Source organism: Vibrio sp. ED004 (genome assembly GCF_023206395.1).
Lineage (GTDB): Bacteria > Pseudomonadota > Gammaproteobacteria > Enterobacterales > Vibrionaceae > Vibrio.
On sequence record NZ_CP066149.1, the window covers coordinates 18,124 to 36,765 of the forward strand.

Genomic DNA, 18,642 nt, shown 5'->3' on the forward strand with positions numbered 1-18,642 from the left:
CAAAACAAAAAAGCGACCATTAAGGCCGCCTTGATAGTTCTTATTTATAACATTCAGGTTCAGATTTGGCTTTTAACCTTGCGACCAAAAGTTCTGCATATCCGCGACGCTAACAGGCGGCCTTGCACCACAATCTCGATAATGATGTTTATCGCCTATCCCAAGTATCTTGCCATTTTCCTCATCAATCATGGCGGCAACTTGAACACCGTCTCCTACATGTCGAGTCAGCACGACGGTTTCACCTGCTCTTTGTGATTTCACTGCGCCTAAAATTTGATACTCAAAGCGGCCTTTCCTTGAATTCACAATCATCTTGGAGTTAATTGGGTCTGCCTCATAGCCAACACCAATATCAAACACGGCTTGATACAAGTCGACACCCGTCTTGGAGGCACATTTAAATATCTTAGGGTGGCTTAAAGGCTCCAGCAGCGCTCGACTCGCTTCATCCTTTGAAATACCGGCGCTGGCGACACCACTAACAAGTAAAGTAATCAACAAAAAGTAAGCTCGCATAAAAAGACCTCATTATTTGTATTTCATAATGAGGTCATAGTAAATGCGATGCGTTGGGAGATGAATAAAGCAGAGTTTAGATGAAGCATCACGCCTAGTTATACTTCATCAAACTAAGTGCTATTTAAAGAGCCAAGCCACAACTCAGATTCAACCTAGCCTTTATTTACCGAGCTTTTCTGCAATTTCCGTTAAGCTTGTTGGGTCATCAATGGTTGAAGGCACCACGTATTGCTCACCTTCGGCTATCTGTCGGATAGTTCTGCGTAAGATTTTGCCGGAACGCGTCTTAGGAAGCCTCTCGACTACCAAGGCTTGCTTAAAACATGCGACTGCACCGATCTCATTTCGAACCTTACCAACAAGCTCAGCTTGAAGGTCTTCGCCATCCACTTTCACGCCATCTTTCAGAACCACTAACCCGAGAGGAAGCTGACCTTTTAATTCATCGTGAATACCAACCACGGCACATTCAGCTATGGCAGGGTGACCACCAACAATCTCCTCCATTTCACCAGTAGACAAACGATGCCCCGCGACATTTATCACATCATCAATTCGTCCCATGATAAATAGGTAACCGTCTTCATCGAGATAACCACCATCGCCCGAGACGTAATAACCTGGAAATTGGCTTAAATAACCCGATTCAAACCTATCATGGTTGCGCCATACCGTCGGCAAACAGCCAGGTGGAAGTGGTCGTTTGAGTGCCACGAAACCTTGTTGATTAGCGAGTGTAGGCTCACCCAACTCATTGAGGATCGCCACTTGATAGCCCGGCACAGGTTTAGTTGAAGAACCCGCTTTCACCGGTAAAGACTCAAGCCCTGTAGGATTAGCTGAGATAGCCCAACCCGTCTCGGTCTGCCACCAATGGTCAATTACTGGTTTACTCGTATGAGATTCAACCCAATCCAATGTTGGCGGGTCTAAACGCTCGCCGGCCATAAAGATCGACTTGAGTGATGATAAGTCATACTTGGTCAGCAACTCACCTTCTGGGTCTTCCTTCTTTATCGCTCTGAATGCAGTTGGCGCCGAGAATAGAACATCGACATTATATTCTTCACACACACGCCAGAATGCGCCCGGATCAGGCGTCCGCACAGGCTTACCTTCAAACAGAATCGTCGTACAGCCATGAATCAGTGGTGCGTAGACTATATAGGAATGCCCAACTACCCAACCCACATCGGAAGCCGCCCAAAATACGCCGTCTTGCGGCATGTCATAAATGGTACTCATCGAGTATTTCATCGCGACCGCATGACCGCCATTATCACGGACCACGCCTTTTGGCTTACCTGTCGTGCCCGAGGTATACAAAATATATAACGGATCAGTTGCTAAAACAGGTACACACTCATGAGGCTCAGCGCTAGCAACGGCTTGTTGCCAATGCAAGTCACGATCGTTGTTTAACTCTGCAAGACATTGCTCTCTTTGAAAGACCACTACCTTCTCTGGCTTCCAACGGCTATCCATGATTGCGCGGTCAACCATTGGTTTATACGGTAGAACCTTGTTGATTTCGATGCCACATGAGGCGGTGATCAATACTTTAGGTTCAGCATCTTCAATTCGAACCGCAAGCTCATGCGGAGCAAATCCACCGAACACCACAGAGTGCACTGCTCCTAACCGAGCACAGGCTAACATTGCCATAGCTGCTTCAGGAATCATTGGCATGTAGATGACTACACGATCGCCTTTGGTGACGCCCTGTTCTGCCAACATACCAGCGGTCTTCGCCACTTGCTCGCGAAGCTCATTGTAGGTGTAAGACGACTTGATGCCCGTAACTGGCGAGTCGTAAATCAGTGCGACCTTATCACCACGGCTATTTTCACAATGATAATCCAACGCCAACCAGCAAGTGTTCATCACCCCATCAGGAAACCAGCGTTCAATACCGTTATCGTCCGTTTGTAATATCGTTTTTGGAGACTCAAACCAATCAATGGCTTGTGATTGTGTTTCCCAGAACGATTTTGGGTCTTCCCTTGCCCATTGATACTCGGTGATGTAATCCGTTTTTCTAGTCATTCGATTTGTAGCAGACATAGTGCCTCCTCCATGATTAATCCATTTTCCAAGCGCCTAGCCTTTGGCACTAGCACTTGGTGCACTCTTTTCTCAGCGTTGTTTTCGGAACATTCAACCGCTCACGACAATCGCTTTACTTGGGAAAAGGCACACGAATGGCACCTTCCATGATCACTCGGGCACTGCGACTCATAATCGCCCTCTCAATTTTCCATCCACTTTCTGTCTCATGCGCTTTAGCACCAACCTTCAAGGTTCCTGATGGATGACCAAAGGTCACAAAGTCACGAGAGCCTCCCCCCGCCGCCAAATTCACTAGCGTACCCGGAACACTGGCCGCTGAAGCGATCGCAACCGCAGCTGTGCCCATCATGGCGTGATGCAGCTGCCCCATAGACAAAGCACGGACCAACAGCTCTGTATCAGCGACGGTAACTGCCTTGCCACTCGAAGCTTGATACGCTTGAGGCTTGGCCACAAAGGCAACCTTTGGGGTGTGCTGGCGTGATTCAGCTTGTTCTAACGAATCAATAAGTCCCATCGCGACTGCGCCATGTGCTCGGATGGATTCAAACAATGCCAAGGCTTTTGAATCGCTGTTGATATCCGATTGAAGCTCTGTGCCTTGATAGCCCACCGATTCTGCATCAACAAAAATGGTTGGAATTCCTGCATTAATGTAAGTCGCTTTGATGCAACCTAACTCCGGGACATCTAAGAAATCGACCACATTTCCCGTCGGAAACATCGATCCACTCGCGTCTGCCGGGTCCAGAAAATCAACTCGGATTTCAGCTGCAGGGAAAGTAACACCATCGAGTTCAAAATCCCCCAACTCTTGAACTTCACCATCCACGATAGGCACATGAACAATAATGGTTTTCTCTATGTTTACTTGCCATACTCGCACCTCGACCACGCCGTTTTCCGGAATACGGTTTGAATCGACTAAGCCACTATGAATAGCAAATGGGCCAATCGCAGCAGACAAGTTCCCGCAGTTACCGCTCCAATCGACAAATGGCTTGTCTATTGCCACTTGACCAAAAAGGTAATCAACATCGTGATCGGCTCTACTGCTCTTCGAAACAATCACAGTTTTACTGGTACTGGACGTCGCACCGCCCATGCCATCGGTTTGCTTACCATAAGGATCAGGACTGCCAATCACACGCAGAAATAACTCGTCTCTCGCTTGTCCCGCAACTTGCGCCGCTTCTGGTAGATCATTCAAGCAGAAGAAAACACCTTTACTGGTCCCTCCGCGCATATAGGTTGCCGGGACTTTTATCTGTTTCATATTCATCACAGGCTCCTATTGCGCGAGAAAGTCTTTGGCAAAGCGTTGTAATACGCCACCAGCGCTATACACATTCACTTCGTCTGCCGTATCCAATCTACAGGTCACTGGCACATCAAGCTTTTCACCGCTTTTACGAGTGATGACTAACGCTAAATCGGAACCCGCTTGGATGTCGCCATACACATCGTAAAGTTCAGTACCATCGAGTTGTAAGGTGTTACGATCTGTTCCTTCTTTGAATTGCAGAGGTAAGACGCCCATACCCACTAAGTTGGTTCGGTGGATTCGCTCAAAGCCTTCAGCAACAATCACTTCAACACCTGCTAATCGCACGCCTTTAGCCGCCCAGTCGCGTGATGAACCTTGTCCATAGTCTGCGCCTGCAACCACAATCAAAGATTGTTTACGGTTCATGTAGGTTTCTATCGCTTCCCACATGCGAGTTACTTGTCCCTCGGGTTCAACTCGTGCCAATGAACCTTGCACCACGTTTCCTGACTCTGTGACCATTTCATTGAACAGTTTAGGGTTAGCAAAGGTGGCTCTTTGTGCCGTTAAATGATCACCTCGGTGAGTCGCATACGAGTTAAAGTCCTCTTCAGGAACGTCCATTTTTGCGAGGTATTCACCTGCCGCACTTGAAGCTAGAATCGCATTTGATGGCGATAAGTGATCGGTGGTGATGTTGTCACCTAAGATCGCTAAAGGTCTCATACCAGAAAGGCTTCGTTCACCCGCCAGCGCACCTTCCCAATAAGGCGGTCTACGAATATAAGTGCTCTTAGGTCGCCAATCGTACAGCGGCTCGCTGCTTAGCTGTTCATCATCTGGCTGGAACATTTTCACGTAAATTTGTTGGAACTGTTGTGGTTTAACATGCTCGCCAACAACCGCATCAATTTCCGCATCACTTGGCCACAAGTCACTCAGGTAAATTGGCTTACCGTTGTTGTCTGTACCTAAGCTGTCTTTCTCAATATCAAAACGAATCGTGCCAGCCAAGGCATAAGCAACCACCAATGGCGGTGACGCTAGAAAGGCTTGTTTGGCATAAGGATGGATTCGGCCATCAAAGTTTCGATTACCCGATAACACAGCGGTGGAATAGAGGTCGCGGTCAATGATCTCTTGTTGGATTTCAGGATCCAATGCCCCACTCATACCGTTACAAGTCGTACATGCATAGCCGACAATGCCGAAACCCAACTGTTCCAGTTCAGGAAGTAAACCTGCTGACTCTAAATAGAGCTTGGCAACCTTAGACCCCGGAGCAAATGACGTTTTAACCCAAGGCTTACGAACCAAACCAAGTTGATTGGCTTTTTTAGCTACTAGCCCTGCCGCCACTACGTTTCTTGGGTTACTGGTATTGGTACATGAGGTAATCGCTGCGATAATCACCGCACCATCTGGCATTTGGTCATCACTATAATGCTCAGCATGTTGCTCTTTCCAAGAAGCTTGGCTGATGCCTTGCTGGGCAAGTTCACTGGTTGGTAAGCGGCGATGAGGGTTCGAAGGTCCTGCGAGGTTTCGCTCAACTTTCGACAAATCAAACTCAAGCACACGCTCATATTGAGCCGAATCAAGGTCATCCGCCCACAGTCCGGTTTGCTTAGCATAAAGCTCGACTAACTCAACTTGCTCAGGATCACGACCTGTCAATTTAAGGTATTGAATAGTCTGCTCATCTATGTAGAACATGCCAGCCGTCGCACCGTACTCAGGCGTCATGTTTGAGATAGTCGCACGGTCGCCAATAGTGAGTGCACGCGCGCCTTCACCGAAGAATTCTAAGTAGCTTGAAACCACCCTTTCATTACGAAGAAACTCGGTAATTGCGAGCACAATATCGGTTGCTGTAATGCCCTCTTGTCGCTGACCGGTAAGTTTAACGCCCACAATATCTGGCAAACGTATCATCGACGGGCGACCGAGCATTACCGTCTCCGCTTCCAAGCCACCCACACCAATGGCAATAACGCCCAACGCATCAACATGAGGAGTATGGCTATCGGTACCAACACAGGTATCTGGGAACGCGATACCTGCTTTGGATTGAATAACCGGAGACATTTTTTCCAGGTTAATCTGGTGCATAATTCCGTTACCCGCAGGAATCACACTGACGTTTTTAAACGCCGTTTTACACCATTCAATGAAATGAAAACGGTCTTCGTTTCGACGCTCTTCAATCGCGCGGTTTTTATCAAACGCTTCGCTATCAAACCCAGCATGTTCCACGGCTAAAGAGTGGTCTACAATCAGTTGGGTTTCGACTACTGGGTTTACTTTGGCAGGGTCTCCACCTTGGTCAGCAATCGCATCTCGTAAGCCCACTAAATCTACTAAAGCAGTTTGACCTAAAATGTCATGACACACGACACGCGCGGGATACCAAGGAAAGTCTAAGTCGCTCTTACGCTCAATGATTTGTTTCAAGCTACCTTCAAGAGCTGCTGGATCACAGCGTCTTACCAATTGCTCCGCCAATACTCTCGACGTATACGGCAAGGTTTTATAGCTGCCCGGAGATATCGCATCTACCGCTTCACGGGCATCGAAATATTCTAAGCAAGTTCCCGATAGAGCCTTTCTGTATTGGCTATTCTCAAGGCCTGCATTTTTATCAAGGTTCGGGTTATTCTCAATTTTCACATCAGACATACATCCACCATTATCTAAAATTCTATTCATTGGCTCTCAAGGACAACTCGATAGATGAGTCGCCTTGAGACAGAAGGATTAACGTAAATGAATAGGTAGCCAATCTTGATGCTCAGGCCCGGTGTAATCTGCACTTGGGCGAATGATGCGATTATTTTCTCTTTGCTCGAACACATGCGCTGTCCAACCGGTAAGACGACTCATCACAAAGATAGGTGTAAACAGTTTGGTTGGGATGTCCATGAAGTGATAGGCAGAGGCGTGGAAGAAATCCGCATTACAGAAAAGACCTTTTTCACGCTTCATTACCGCTTCAACGCGCTCAGATACCGCGTAAAGCTGCTCGTCTCCCACTTCTTGCGCTAGCTCTTTTGACCAACGTTTAATTAGCGCGTTGCGTGGGTCACTCTCTCGATAAATGGCATGACCGAAGCCCATGATTTTGTCTTTATTAGCAAGCATCTTCATGATGTTCGCTTCAGCTTCATCGGCGGTTTTCCAATCTTGGATCATTTCCATTGCCGCTTCATTTGCACCGCCATGTAGAGGACCTCTTAGTGTGCCAATCGCCGCTGTCACACACGAATGAATATCCGACAGTGTTGATGCACAAACACGAGCCGCAAAGGTAGAAGCATTAAACTCATGCTCTGCGTAAAGCGTTAGCGAACAGTGCATGACCTTCTTATGAAGTTCACTCGGCGCTTTATCCGTTAGCATCTTCAAGAAGTAACCACCCAGACATGATTCGCTTTGGTCCTGTGTATCAATTCGCACGCAATCATGACTGAAGCGATACCAATAGCAGATAATGGCAGGGAAAAGTGCAAGCATACGTTCTGTTGCTGATAGCTGCTCAGAGAAGTCAGATTCTTGCTCTAAGTTACCCAACATTGAGCAGCCTGTTCTCATCACATCCATAGGGTGAGCGTCTGCAGGGATAAGCTCTAAAGCGGCTTTCAACGGTTGAGGCAAACCACGTAAACCAATCAACGATGTTTTGTAGTCGTCTAGCTCTTTTTCACTTGGTAAATGGCCTCTCAGTAACAGATGCGCCACTTCTTCGAACTGAGCATGATTAGCAAGGTCGGTAATATCATATCCACGGTAGGTTAAGCCAGTTCCTGATTTTCCTACCGTACATAGCGCTGTGGTTCCCGCACTCTGGCCACGTAGACCAGCGCCACCGATTGCAGGTGCGCCTTTTGGTGAACTTGCTGGGTTTTCGCTTTGTTGATGGTTTTCTGTTGAAGCCTTATCGACAGCTGCTTTATCACTCAAAGATACAGACATGGTGAACTCCTTTTCTGTGTTAGTCGCCTGCACTCTTTGGTGCTGCCTGTTTATATGTCCGATGATCTTTATCATCGATACTGGATATGGCGACTAACCATTTCACGTTATTGGATTAAGTTGATTTTTAATTAATTGAAACTGGTTTTACCCTTCGCTTGAAAACAACTGATCAAGCTTGTTCTCGTAGTCGTGGTAATTCAGATGTTCATAAAGCTCTTTACGAGTTTGCATTGAATCCAATAGCGCTTCTTGATTGCCTTCAACTAACAGATGTTTGTAAACATTCTCCGCGGCTTTGTTCATCGCACGGAATGCACTGAGTGGATAAAGCACCATGTCGACATGAGATTGCGCCAGCTCTTTGCAGTTGTAGAGCGGTGTTTGTCCAAACTCGGTGATGTTAGCCAATATAGGCACATGCTTACCGGTTGCTGATTTCAGCGCCGCCGAGAACTTCACGTATTGGTCGAGTTGATTCATCGCCTCTGGGAAAATCATGTCCGCACCGGCTTCAACACACGCAATCGCGCGTTCAATCGCACTATCTATGCCTTCTACGGCCAGAGCATCGGTACGAGCCATAATCACAAAGCTCTCATCAGTTCTCGCATCGCTTGCCGCTTTTACTCGGTCGACCATTTCCTGTTGGCTAACAATCGCTTTGTTTGGTCGATGACCACAGCGTTTCTGGGCCACTTGATCTTCCATATGAATAGCAGCAGCGCCCGCTTTTTCCATCGCTCGAATAGTGCGTGCAATATTGAACGCACCGCCAAATCCCGTATCGATATCCACCAGTAAAGGTAAATCACACGCGTTGGTAATGCGTTCCACATCCACCAACACATCGTTCAATGTAGTGATGCCTAAGTCAGGCAAACCGTAAGACGCATTGGCGATACCTCCACCAGACAAATAAATGGCCTGGTGACCCAAGTTCTTTGCCATCATCGCGCAGTACGGATTTACCGTGCCGACGATCTGCAGTGGATCGTTGTCTTGCACAGCTTGTCGGAACTTTGCTCCCGCTGATAACTTCATAATGACGCTCCCTGTTAATTGTTTATTTGTAAGACTGTTAATCCATATCTTTGGATTGAATTTGTTGTTCGATAAGCAGTCGACTACCGGAGATGTGTCGTCGCATCAGCATCTCTGCTAGCTCTTCATCACGGTTGCGGATTGCTTGTAGGATATATTTATGTTCATCAAGCGCCTCTTTTGGTCGAGACTGCGCTCTAGGCGATTGGTAGCGATACATGCGTAATAAGTGATAAAGCTCATCACACAGTAGAGAAATAAGTTTGCTGTTGCGGCTGGCTTTAATGATTCGGTAATGGAAATCGAAATCGCCGTGTTGATGGAAGTAGGAAGAACCCTCCACTTCATCGATATGTTTGGAGTGTGTCGACAATAATGCTTCAAGGCCGATCAGTTCTTCTTGTGTGATGTGTCTTGCTGCGAGTCGCGCAGCCATACCTTCTAGAGCCTCTCGAACCGCGTATAGCTCAAGTAGCTTGTCAGCAGAAAAGGTAATCACTCGGGCGCCAACATGAGGAATTCTCTCAATAAGTCCTAACCCTTCGACACGCATAATAGCTTCACGCAAAGGACCACGACTGACCTCAAAGCGTTTAGCCAACTCAGGCTCCGAGATCTTGCTGCCCGGAGGTAATTCACCATTAACAATCGCCTCAACGAGGTATTCCGTTAAGTTTTCTGACTTGGTGTTTTCTTTATCGCTCACACGAGTTTTCGTATTCGTACTTAAGGTGAAATCTTTTATCGCAGTATTCATATTCACGCTGCTCACTTCTGATTGCTTAACGTTAATTGTCAACAATTTCATAACATGAATATAAAATACACGATTAAATTGTCGACAATCAAGCCAATTGTCGACAATTTAGACTAAGGTAGTATTTTCATTAACCGGTGAAGAAGTAGTAAAACGAGGCAACAAAGGGAAATAAATAGATGTTATTCATTGAGTTAAATCTTAAGTAAGCTTCAAACCCTTACCCATCTAAAATTAACTCTAAAACAATGTGTCGACAACTGACAGTCAACTTTTCAAATTCAGGTCTCTATGTGGATATGCCTCTGCTCATCCAGAAACGGATACAAAGAAGACGGCTGATGTGCTCTTCTTTTTATGCCTTTCAGCGAATAGTCGCATGAGTCGCTCCCCGTGAACTTTATGAACTTTATTCACCCAATGTTCTTTATCCTCAATATCGCCGCATTACAGACAATTCATTAACACACCGTTAACTTTAGATTCATCTACTAAGCAATACCCTACTCGTGTGTTTAGTAGCTGGATATAAACATAAGTTTCTCTCCATTGAAGAGATCCCCTACATAAGGAACGTGAACCATGTTCAAGGCACTGAAACCTACTCTTGCGGCTTCTATCATCGCAGCAACCTTTTCTTTCAACACTTTTGCTGCTGACGTAGAGAAAATCCACTTCCTAATCCCTGGCGGCGCTGGTGGCGGTTGGGATATGACAGCTCGTGGTACTGGTGATGTACTGGTGAAATCAGACATCGTAGAAAATGTCTCTTTCCAAAACCTATCTGGTGGCGGCGGCGGTAAAGCCATTGCACACCTAATTGAAACGGCTCAACGCCAAGAAGACACGCTGATGGTGAACTCAACACCTATCGTTGTGCGCTCTCTAACGGGTATTTTCCCACAGTCTTTCCGTGACCTTACACCTGTTGCTGCAACCATTGCCGATTACGGCGCAATCGTTGCTTCTGCTGATTCTAAATACAACACGTGGGAAGACGTGGTAAAAGAATTCGAAACAAACCCTCGTAAAGTAAAAATTGCTGGCGGTTCAGCTCGTGGCAGCATGGACCACCTTGTAGTTGCTGCGGCGTTCAAGGGCGAAGGTTTTGATGCGAAAAAGGTTCGCTACATTGCTTACGATGCGGGCGGTAAAGCGATGGCTGCACTGCTTTCTGGCGAAACCCAACTGCTTTCAACTGGCCTTGGTGAGGTACTAGAGATGTCTAAGTCTGGACAGGTAAAAGTACTGGCTGTAACGGCACCAAAACGTCTTGAGGCAGCGCCAGACATTCCAACACTAACTGAATACGGCAATGAAACTGTATTTGCTAACTGGCGTGGATTTTTCGCGGCTCCAAATGCTAGCCAAGCAAAAATCGATGAGTGGAATGAAGCTCTAGGGAAAATGTACAAAACCGATGAGTGGCAAGTAGTTCGTGACCGTAACGGTTGGATCGATAACTACAAAGCGGACAAAGATTTCTACGCCTTCCTAGAAGATCAAGAAAAACAAATGGGCGACCTAATGCGTGAGCTTGGTTTCTTGAAATAACCAACAACGATAGAGGGACTTTGTGCCCTCTCACTCTTTCCTTGTTTCGCCGTACATGAGTTAACTTCAAACTCCTTTGTTTATTCGTAGACGTATTACTCACGCTTGCTGATTCGTTGTAAATGCAAGTGGCTTGTTAAGTTCAAGCATCGTAATTCGCTTACCTTCGGTTAGTGATCCCAGACATTTCATTGACTCGCTCATGTACGGTTTTTTTACTTTTCTACACCACCCAAATGGAGTTGGATATGTCGGACTTACCAACCAAATTTTTCAGTAAAGAATCTTTGCTTTCAGGCGATCGTCTCGGAGCTTTGATCTTTATGCTGGCGTGCTTGTGCTACGGCTACCAAACCACCCTGATTCCGCTGTTTCCCGGTGATGAATATGAACCCTTTACCGCGAGAACACTGCCTACCCTGCTAACTTTCATCGGTATCGGGTTGTCGCTGATTCTGCTTATGACTGGTCAGCCAGACAAAAAGCTCAAGTGTGACACCGCACCTTTAAACTGGAAGCTACTGATTGGTTTCTTAGTACTGATGGCATTTTATGGCGTTGGACTGACATATCTTGGCTTCGTTCTAGCAACAAGCTTCTTCTTATTGGCGGGCTTTTACCTACTGGGTGAGCGCCGTAAATCTATCTTGTTTGGCGCGTCGTTTCCTTTCGTTATCGCGTTCTTTCTTCTTTTAACTCAAGGCTTAGATATCTACCTAGAGCCTGGTTTAATCTTCACTCTTTGGTAGGGATAACATTATGTTAGACGGAATTTTACAAGGACTTTCTACCGCTGTGATGCCAATGAACATCATGATGGTAATCGTAGGCTGTTTCGTAGGTACCTTCATCGGGATGCTTCCGGGGCTAGGTCCAATCTCAGCCATTGCTCTGATGATCCCTATCACTTATGGCCTAGACCCATCTTCTGGTCTTATTTTGATGGCCGGTGTTTACTACGGCGCAGTATTTGGTGGTTCAACGTCATCAATTTTAATCAATGCTCCGGGTTGTTCTTCTACGGTAGTAACAGCATTCGACGGCTACCCAATGGCGCAAAAAGGCCAAGCTGGTAAAGCCCTTGCCCTTGCAGCCTATTCTTCTTTTACTGGTGGTACGCTTTCTGCAATTATGTTGTTGATCGCCGCACCAGCTCTAGCAAGCGTGTCATTAAGCTTCCAGTCTTCTGACTACTTTGCACTGATGCTATTAGGTTTATCAGCAGTAGCGGCGTTTGCAGGCCCAGGTCAGGTAATCAAGGCTTGGATGATGACTATCTTAGGTTTGATGTTATCAACAGTGGGTATCGACAAAGGTGTCGGTGTAGAACGTTTCACATTTGGTCTAACGGATCTTATGGACGGATTCAGCTTCCTATTGCTAGCGATGGCGACGTTCGCATTGGGTGAGACCTTAATGGGCATTCTTAAGCCTGAGCAAGATAACAGCGCTGAAGAAAGCAAAAAGATGTCCGATATTGGCAGTATGAAAGTGACCAAAGAAGAGTTCAAAGAAGTCGCGCCCGTTTCGATTCGTTCTTCAATTCTTGGCTTCTTTACTGGCGTGCTTCCGGGTGCTGGCGCGACTATCGCTGCTTTCTTAAGCTACGGCATGGAACGCAGCCTAGCACCAAAAGACAAGCAGAAAGAATTTGGTAAAGGCAGCATTCGTGGTCTTGTGGCTCCTGAATCAGCAAACAACGCAGCGTCAAGTGGTTCATTTGTACCGCTGTTAACACTCGGTATTCCGGGCTCTGGTACTACAGCAATCATGCTCGGTGCATTGATTGCCTACGGTATTCAGCCGGGTCCTCGCTTGTTCGTTGAGCATCCAGATGTATTCTGGTCGGTGATTATCTCGATGTACTTTGGCAACATCGTGCTGGTTATCTTAAACCTACCGTTGATCCCTTACATCTCTAAACTGCTAGCGGTACCAAGAACGGTACTACTGCCAATGATTATTTTCTTCTCAATCACAGGCGTGTACTTGGTGTCTTTCAACACGATGGATGTGTTTGTGATGCTAATTGTGGCAATGGCGGCGATAGCGTTAAGGCTGGCCAACTTCCCGCTCGCACCGTTACTGCTTGGCTTCATATTAGGTGGTTTGATGGAAGAGAACTTGAGACGCGCGCTGATGATCAGTGATGGTGAACTCAGCTTCCTTTGGGAACGCCCTATCACCATGACCTTCACTATTTTAGCGGTATTGGTTCTCTCTAGTCCGATTCTGGTTAAGCTGTTCAAGAGCTTTAGAGCAAAGCCTGTTGAAGTGTAAACTTGGCTTAGCTTAGAAAAACAAAACGAAATAAAGGGAGCCTCAGGCTCCTTTTTCGTATCAGCTATTTCAAAAAACCACAGCTCTAAGATGATAGCAAACTCACAAACTCGCACTTTCAAGCCCCACAGCTCTGATATTAATAACAAAATCAAGTAAGGTAGCCAGTCAGTTAACGCATTGGATTCTAAAACTATGGATTGGTTGATTCTATTCTTGTCAGGCGTGATCGGTGGCGTGTTGAATTCCATTGCAGGAGGAGGCAGCTTCATCACCTTCCCCGCTTTGTTATTCGCCGGCGTCCCTCCGATTGCGGCCAACGCGACCAATACCTTTGCTTCATGCGCTGGTTACATCAGTGGTGCTTATGCATTGCGCCATGAAATTCAGTCTGGTACCAAACAACTCAAACTCGTTGTTGGGCTATGTGTAATTGGCGGCGGCATTGGTGCATTTTTACTACTACACACGCCAGAAGCGTTGTTTACTCAATCCGTTCCTTGGTTATTGCTGTTCGCCGCTCTGCTTTTTACCTTTGGTGGCACACTCAATAAATGGCTAAAGAAAGTAACCGCTAAACATAAGCACGCCACCAGCGCAGGCGCGTTCTTTTCCGCCGTATTACTTTTGATCGTATGTGTTTATGGTGGTTATTTTAATGCAGGCTTAGGCATTGTGACCTTGAGCTACTTGGCACTGGCAGGATATACCAATATCAACGTGATGAATGGCATCAAATTGTTGGTGTCGGCATGCGCGTCACTCGCGGCAATCGTGTTCTTTGTTGTGAATGGTTCGATTGATTGGCCGTCAGGCATGGCCGTTTTGTTTGGGACATTGGTCGGTGGTTACTATTCAGCAAAAGTTTCTCGCCGTATTCCTCAACAATATGTTCGTACCACAGTGATCATCGCGAGCTTTTTGATCACCGCTTACTTTTTTTATACCAACTAGATTCTATGCCTACTAGGTTTATGCTAACTAGACATTCGGTTCAATAAGGCTTGCAACTGGAAAGATAAAGCAAAAAGACTGCACCCTTCTCATACCTGATTCGCTATTTTATTGCTTATAAAATAGCCAGAGCACAATATGTGAGACGAGTCCTTTAATTAGTAAATTTGATAACAATTTAGACTGTTTTTTAGCCTTTCTTTTACGGAAAGTAGGATAATTCTCCTGTCGAAAGTGAGACTTCATTAGGAGGCGTTATGAACATTAAACTCGGTCATGTCATGTCATCAAGTCGACTCATTTGCTTTGTCGCTTTTCTTGCTGCCACATTCGCGTGGATTCTAAAAATGCCCGCTCTGTTTTCTGTGTCAGCGCTATTCTTACTGATCAGCGCCATTGTCTATAGCGTTGACCTTTGGAAGAATCAAAGAAAGAACCGTGAAGCTTAAGACGAACGACTAAAGCTTCACGCATTAAAAAAGGAGCACTTAGGCTCCTTTTGTATTTTATGCTTATCGCTTTAGCTGATTAGGCTATTCGATGGTTTTTCTAGCGACGCTTTTCTGTTGGCAACGCCCTTTTATTAGCGGCACCTTTCTATTAACGACGCCCTTTTACTAGCGACGCCTATCTATTAACGACGAAAGTTACGACCGTTACCGCCGCGACGCTCTTTAAACGCAGACGCAGCTTTAGCTTGAGAAGCGTGGATAGACTCAACCGTTAGTTCCATTGGCTCACGAGGTTCTAGCCCATGGCGGAATGTACGTGAACGCGGAGGCATCTGGTACTCAATGTCCGATGCTTTAGGCATGCGCTTGAAACGGTAAAGGTAGAAGTTTTCAACCTTTTCACGAGCCCATTCGGTTTTCTTCAGGTATTTAACTGCGCTTGCCACTGTAGGCTTAGTATTAAAGCAGTTCATACGCATTGCCGCATCTAAAATTTCCCAACCATAATGGTCCACTAATTCAGTGATCATGGTTTCAAGCTTTAAGCCATGTAACGGGTTATTTTGTTGCAGTTCGATTCTTTCTTCTTCAGTCATAACATTACCTTTATCAAGGCAACTAAAGGCCTTGAATTTACTCTAGAACACCGTCATCACTGACCATTTCTAGCTCAATCACTTGGGCATTACATCCATTGCCCTTATTTATGCCTTTATGATGGCATAAAGCATACTCGTTATCCTATTTATCTTTGAAATTAATTTCGAATTGGTCACTTAACACCCTACCTTAGCTCGCTATACAGACTAAGACATTCTTCAAACAAAACTCCCCCGCAAAAGATATGAGACTGGTTTAACCTAACAAAACTTATAGTAACCGTATGCAAAATCCATGTATTTAGTGATGACATTAAAGTTTTTCAGTACGCAGTATTACATCTTAATAACACAATGCTATGGTTTTATTGAATATCGAAACGGTAAAAGACCGGATTAAACAATGACATAATTATAAGTAAAGGTTGGCTTGCCAAATGTTTGACTACTCACATTTCAGTAGAGCAGCGGCCCAAGACAAAGACATCGTCGCCATAGTCGATGATCTCTTTCAGCTAGCTCGTGAACACTACCCCATACTATCTCGGCTATCCGTGGTGCTATGCAGTGAAAATAAAGCATCTAATTATTTTGTATCAGATTCACTGTGCCAAAACGTCAAGCACCACTACATCGAACAAGAAATCAAACCCAACTCCGCTTTGAGTCGTCTGGCTGAATCATTGGAGACTAGAATTGTTGATGACCTCTCTTTGATCAATCCGACGAAGCAAATCTCTCATCTACTCGAGCTCGGTCACCAAAGTAGCTATACAACTCCAATCCACTACCAAGAGAGTAACCTCGGATTCGTTTTCATCAACGCATCATGCACTGACTTTTTTGCTAAGCAGACAATCCAAAGCGACATCGCCTACCTCACTCAAGCGATTTCGAACCTGTTTGTACAACTATTCGAACGTCAGCGTCATTTTCAATCCTCTTTAGCGGTCGCTCTAAACATGGGACATGCGCGCGACCCTGAAACCAAAGAACATCTGATTCGCATGGGAAAATACAGCGAGCAGCTCGCACGTACGCTTTCGCACAGTAACAATTCGATTACCCATCAGTTCGTTCACCGTATTCGCTTATATGCGCCATTTCACGACATTGGTAAGTACCGAATCCCAGATAACGTGTTATTCAGCACGGGGCGTTTCTCAGAAGAAGAAAGAGCCATAATGAACAACCACACCTTGTATGGTGAAGAGATGATTAACGATGTGGTGTCACTCTCCCATCATTGCTCTATGTGTTCTGATGAAATTCAGTTTATTAAGAATATTGTGCGTCATCACCACGAGCGGTTTGATGGTTCGGGGTTACCCGATGGTTTGAGTCATACTGCGATTCCGCTTGAAGCACGAATTGTAACGCTCGCGGATGTGTTTGACGCGCTGATGAGTAAAAGAGCCTATAAGCACGCATGGTCACTGGAGGAAGTCATGGAGTACATTGAAGCGCACAACGGTTCGATGTTCGACCCTGAATGTGTTGAGGCCCTTAAACAGAACCTAGACGACTTTATGGCAATTCGAGAGCAATACAACGACGATGTAAAACCTCAAGCTATGATGGCTTAGCCTGAGTGAATTTCGAATGACTTATGCTAAATCGAAGCCAACAAAAAAGGATGCCTATTGGCATCCTTTTTTCTATTTACAGCTTAAAGAACAAACACGTTCTTACTGATTCTAACTAACGATTATACGTCGTAAGTTGTAGAAGCAGTGTCGCCGCCTGTACCAGTCCAGTTTGTGTGGAAGAATTCACCACGTGGACGGTCAGTACGCTCGTAAGTGTGAGCACCGAAGTAGTCACGTTGAGCTTGAAGCAGGTTAGCTGGTAGACGTGCTGTTGTGTAACCGTCTAGGAAAGATAGCGCAGAAATCGTACATGGCATTGGGATACCAGACTCTAGAGATTTCGCTGCTACTTTACGCCATGCTACTAGGCTGCCTTGTAGGATGTTTTTGAAGTACTCGTCAGAACCTAGGAACGCGATGTCTGGGTTTGCTTCGTACGCATCACGGATGTTGCCTAGGAATGCAGAACGGATGATACAACCACCACGCCACATTAGTGCTACGTTACCGTAGTTTAGGTCCCAGCCGTTTTCGTTCGACGCTTCACGCATTAGCATGAAACCTTGAGCGTAAGAAATGATCTTAGAAGCCAGTAGAGCTTGACGTAGTGCATCAACCCACTCTTGCTTGTCGCCTTCAACTGGAGTGATTGTTTTCTCAAACAAAGCTTCAGCTTCAACACGTTGGTCTTTAAGAGCAGACAGGCAACGAGAGAATACAGACTCAGAGATTAGAGTTAGTGGGATACCTAGGTCTAGTGCGTTGATACCCGTCCACTTACCAGTGCCTTTTTGGCCTGCAGTGTCTAGGATCTTCTCAACTAGCGCTTCACCGTCTTCATCTTTGTAGCCAAGGATGTCAGCAGTGATTTCAACTAGGTAGCTGTCTAGCTCAGTCTTGTTCCAGTCAGCGAATACTGCTTGCATCTCGTCAGCAGACATACCTAGGCCATCTTTCATGAACTGGTATGCTTCAGTGATAAGCTGCATGTCACCGTATTCGATGCCGTTGTGTACCATCTTAACGAAGTGACCAGCACCGTCGTTACCAACCCAGTCACAACAAGGCTCACCAGCGTCAGTTTTTGCAGAGATACCTTGGAAGATTGGCTTAACCGCTTCCCAAGCTTCAGCCGCGCCGCCTGGCATGATTGAAGGACCGAAACGAGCACCTTCTTCACCACCAGAAACACCAGTACCGATGAAGTGGATGCCTTTCTCACGACAATGCGCTACACGACGGTTAGTGTCTGGGTAGTTAGTGTTACCACCATCAATGATGATGTCGCCTTCGTCTAGAAGTGGGATTAGGTTTTCGATGAACGTGTCTACAACGTCACCAGCACGAACCATAAGCATCACTTTACGTGGCGCTTCTAGCTTCTCAACTAGCTCTTCTAGAGAGTAAGCACCAACAATGTTAGTACCTTTAGCTGGGCCTTCTAGGAACTCGTCTACTTTCGCAGCAGTACGGTTGTGAGCCACAACTTTGAAGCCGTGGTCGTTCATGTTTAGGATAAGGTTCTGACCCATTACTGCTAGGCCAATTACACCGATATCACCTTTCATTATTTATATCTCCT

General features: G+C 46.0%; 15 protein-coding genes. 6 read left to right on the top strand and 9 right to left on the bottom strand.

Going from position 1 to position 18,642, the window contains the following annotated elements; genetic code table 11:
• Positions 1 to 72 precede the first annotated feature (72 nt).
• From ITG10_RS00105 to ITG10_RS00135, 7 genes are all read right to left on the bottom strand, one after another.
• The gene (locus ITG10_RS00105; RefSeq protein ID WP_017631232.1) at positions 73 to 519 is read right to left on the bottom strand and encodes a hypothetical protein; all 447 of its coding nucleotides are present in this window, start codon (positions 517 to 519) and stop codon (positions 73 to 75) included.
• 162 nt (positions 520 to 681) lie between these two features.
• Complete coding sequence (locus ITG10_RS00110) at positions 682 to 2,586, bottom strand: propionyl-CoA synthetase (RefSeq protein WP_017631233.1); 1,905 nt, start codon at positions 2,584 to 2,586, stop codon at positions 682 to 684.
• Between the two features lie 115 nt (positions 2,587 to 2,701).
• On the bottom strand, positions 2,702 to 3,874 hold the full coding sequence (gene prpF, locus ITG10_RS00115; RefSeq protein WP_017631234.1) for a 2-methylaconitate cis-trans isomerase PrpF: 1,173 nt from the start codon (positions 3,872 to 3,874) through the stop codon (positions 2,702 to 2,704).
• Between the two features lie 9 nt (positions 3,875 to 3,883).
• Complete coding sequence (acnD, locus tag ITG10_RS00120; RefSeq protein ID WP_248386603.1) at positions 3,884 to 6,538, bottom strand: Fe/S-dependent 2-methylisocitrate dehydratase AcnD; 2,655 nt, start codon at positions 6,536 to 6,538, stop codon at positions 3,884 to 3,886.
• Positions 6,539 to 6,616: 78 nt separating this feature from the next.
• Positions 6,617 to 7,831, bottom strand: a complete 1,215-nt coding sequence (gene prpC / locus ITG10_RS00125; protein ID WP_017631235.1) for a 2-methylcitrate synthase — start codon at positions 7,829 to 7,831, stop codon at positions 6,617 to 6,619.
• Between the two features lie 147 nt (positions 7,832 to 7,978).
• Positions 7,979 to 8,875, bottom strand: a complete 897-nt coding sequence (prpB, locus tag ITG10_RS00130) for a methylisocitrate lyase (RefSeq protein WP_017631236.1) — start codon at positions 8,873 to 8,875, stop codon at positions 7,979 to 7,981.
• A 37-nt stretch (positions 8,876 to 8,912) separates the two neighbouring features.
• The gene (locus tag ITG10_RS00135; RefSeq protein WP_026084285.1) at positions 8,913 to 9,632 is read right to left on the bottom strand and encodes a GntR family transcriptional regulator; all 720 of its coding nucleotides are present in this window, start codon (positions 9,630 to 9,632) and stop codon (positions 8,913 to 8,915) included.
• 582 nt (positions 9,633 to 10,214) lie between these two features.
• Here ITG10_RS00135 and ITG10_RS00140 point away from each other — a divergent pair.
• From ITG10_RS00140 to ITG10_RS00160, 5 genes are all read left to right on the top strand, one after another.
• A complete protein-coding gene (locus tag ITG10_RS00140; protein ID WP_248386604.1) occupies positions 10,215 to 11,186 on the top strand; it encodes a tripartite tricarboxylate transporter substrate binding protein in 972 nt (323 codons plus the stop codon).
• A 248-nt stretch (positions 11,187 to 11,434) separates the two neighbouring features.
• On the top strand, positions 11,435 to 11,935 hold the full coding sequence (locus ITG10_RS00145; protein WP_017629461.1) for a tripartite tricarboxylate transporter TctB family protein: 501 nt from the start codon (positions 11,435 to 11,437) through the stop codon (positions 11,933 to 11,935).
• Between the two features lie 10 nt (positions 11,936 to 11,945).
• Complete coding sequence (locus tag ITG10_RS00150; RefSeq protein WP_017629462.1) at positions 11,946 to 13,466, top strand: tripartite tricarboxylate transporter permease; 1,521 nt, start codon at positions 11,946 to 11,948, stop codon at positions 13,464 to 13,466.
• A 195-nt stretch (positions 13,467 to 13,661) separates the two neighbouring features.
• On the top strand, positions 13,662 to 14,420 hold the full coding sequence (locus tag ITG10_RS00155; RefSeq protein WP_017629463.1) for a sulfite exporter TauE/SafE family protein: 759 nt from the start codon (positions 13,662 to 13,664) through the stop codon (positions 14,418 to 14,420).
• A 257-nt stretch (positions 14,421 to 14,677) separates the two neighbouring features.
• Positions 14,678 to 14,869, top strand: coding sequence for a hypothetical protein (locus ITG10_RS00160; protein WP_017629464.1), 192 nt, complete (start codon positions 14,678 to 14,680; stop codon positions 14,867 to 14,869).
• Positions 14,870 to 15,054: 185 nt separating this feature from the next.
• Here the strand turns inward: ITG10_RS00160 and ITG10_RS00165 are convergent, their stop codons facing one another.
• A complete protein-coding gene (locus ITG10_RS00165; RefSeq protein WP_010438513.1) occupies positions 15,055 to 15,468 on the bottom strand; it encodes a VF530 family DNA-binding protein in 414 nt (137 codons plus the stop codon).
• Positions 15,469 to 15,896: 428 nt separating this feature from the next.
• On the opposite strand from ITG10_RS00165, the gene ITG10_RS00170 reads away from it, so the two are divergent.
• Positions 15,897 to 17,057: an HD domain-containing phosphohydrolase gene (locus ITG10_RS00170; RefSeq protein ID WP_026084096.1), complete on the top strand. Its 1,161-nt coding sequence runs from the start codon at positions 15,897 to 15,899 to the stop codon at positions 17,055 to 17,057.
• A 122-nt stretch (positions 17,058 to 17,179) separates the two neighbouring features.
• Here the strand turns inward: ITG10_RS00170 and gnd are convergent, their stop codons facing one another.
• Positions 17,180 to 18,628, bottom strand: coding sequence for a decarboxylating NADP(+)-dependent phosphogluconate dehydrogenase (gnd, locus tag ITG10_RS00175; RefSeq protein ID WP_017059712.1), 1,449 nt, complete (start codon positions 18,626 to 18,628; stop codon positions 17,180 to 17,182).
• Positions 18,629 to 18,642: the final 14 nt, after the last annotated feature.

Bases quoted from the DNA above. Each gene is read 5' to 3' on its own strand.
- ITG10_RS00105 (WP_017631232.1), bottom strand. From the start codon at position 519: ATGCGAGCTTACTTTTTGTTGATTACTTTACTTGTTAGTGGTGTCGCC.
- ITG10_RS00110 (WP_017631233.1), bottom strand. From the start codon at position 2,586: ATGTCTGCTACAAATCGAATGACTAGAAAAACGGATTACATCACCGAG.
- prpF (WP_017631234.1), bottom strand. From the start codon at position 3,874: ATGAATATGAAACAGATAAAAGTCCCGGCAACCTATATGCGCGGAGGG.
- acnD (WP_248386603.1), bottom strand. From the start codon at position 6,538: ATGTCTGATGTGAAAATTGAGAATAACCCGAACCTTGATAAAAATGCA.
- prpC (WP_017631235.1), bottom strand. From the start codon at position 7,831: ATGTCTGTATCTTTGAGTGATAAAGCAGCTGTCGATAAGGCTTCAACA.
- prpB (WP_017631236.1), bottom strand. From the start codon at position 8,875: ATGAAGTTATCAGCGGGAGCAAAGTTCCGACAAGCTGTGCAAGACAAC.
- ITG10_RS00135 (WP_026084285.1), bottom strand. From the start codon at position 9,632: ATGAATACTGCGATAAAAGATTTCACCTTAAGTACGAATACGAAAACT.
- ITG10_RS00140 (WP_248386604.1), top strand. From the start codon at position 10,215: ATGTTCAAGGCACTGAAACCTACTCTTGCGGCTTCTATCATCGCAGCA.
- ITG10_RS00145 (WP_017629461.1), top strand. From the start codon at position 11,435: ATGTCGGACTTACCAACCAAATTTTTCAGTAAAGAATCTTTGCTTTCA.
- ITG10_RS00150 (WP_017629462.1), top strand. From the start codon at position 11,946: ATGTTAGACGGAATTTTACAAGGACTTTCTACCGCTGTGATGCCAATG.
- ITG10_RS00155 (WP_017629463.1), top strand. From the start codon at position 13,662: ATGGATTGGTTGATTCTATTCTTGTCAGGCGTGATCGGTGGCGTGTTG.
- ITG10_RS00160 (WP_017629464.1), top strand. From the start codon at position 14,678: ATGAACATTAAACTCGGTCATGTCATGTCATCAAGTCGACTCATTTGC.
- ITG10_RS00165 (WP_010438513.1), bottom strand. From the start codon at position 15,468: ATGACTGAAGAAGAAAGAATCGAACTGCAACAAAATAACCCGTTACAT.
- gnd (WP_017059712.1), bottom strand. From the start codon at position 18,628: ATGAAAGGTGATATCGGTGTAATTGGCCTAGCAGTAATGGGTCAGAAC.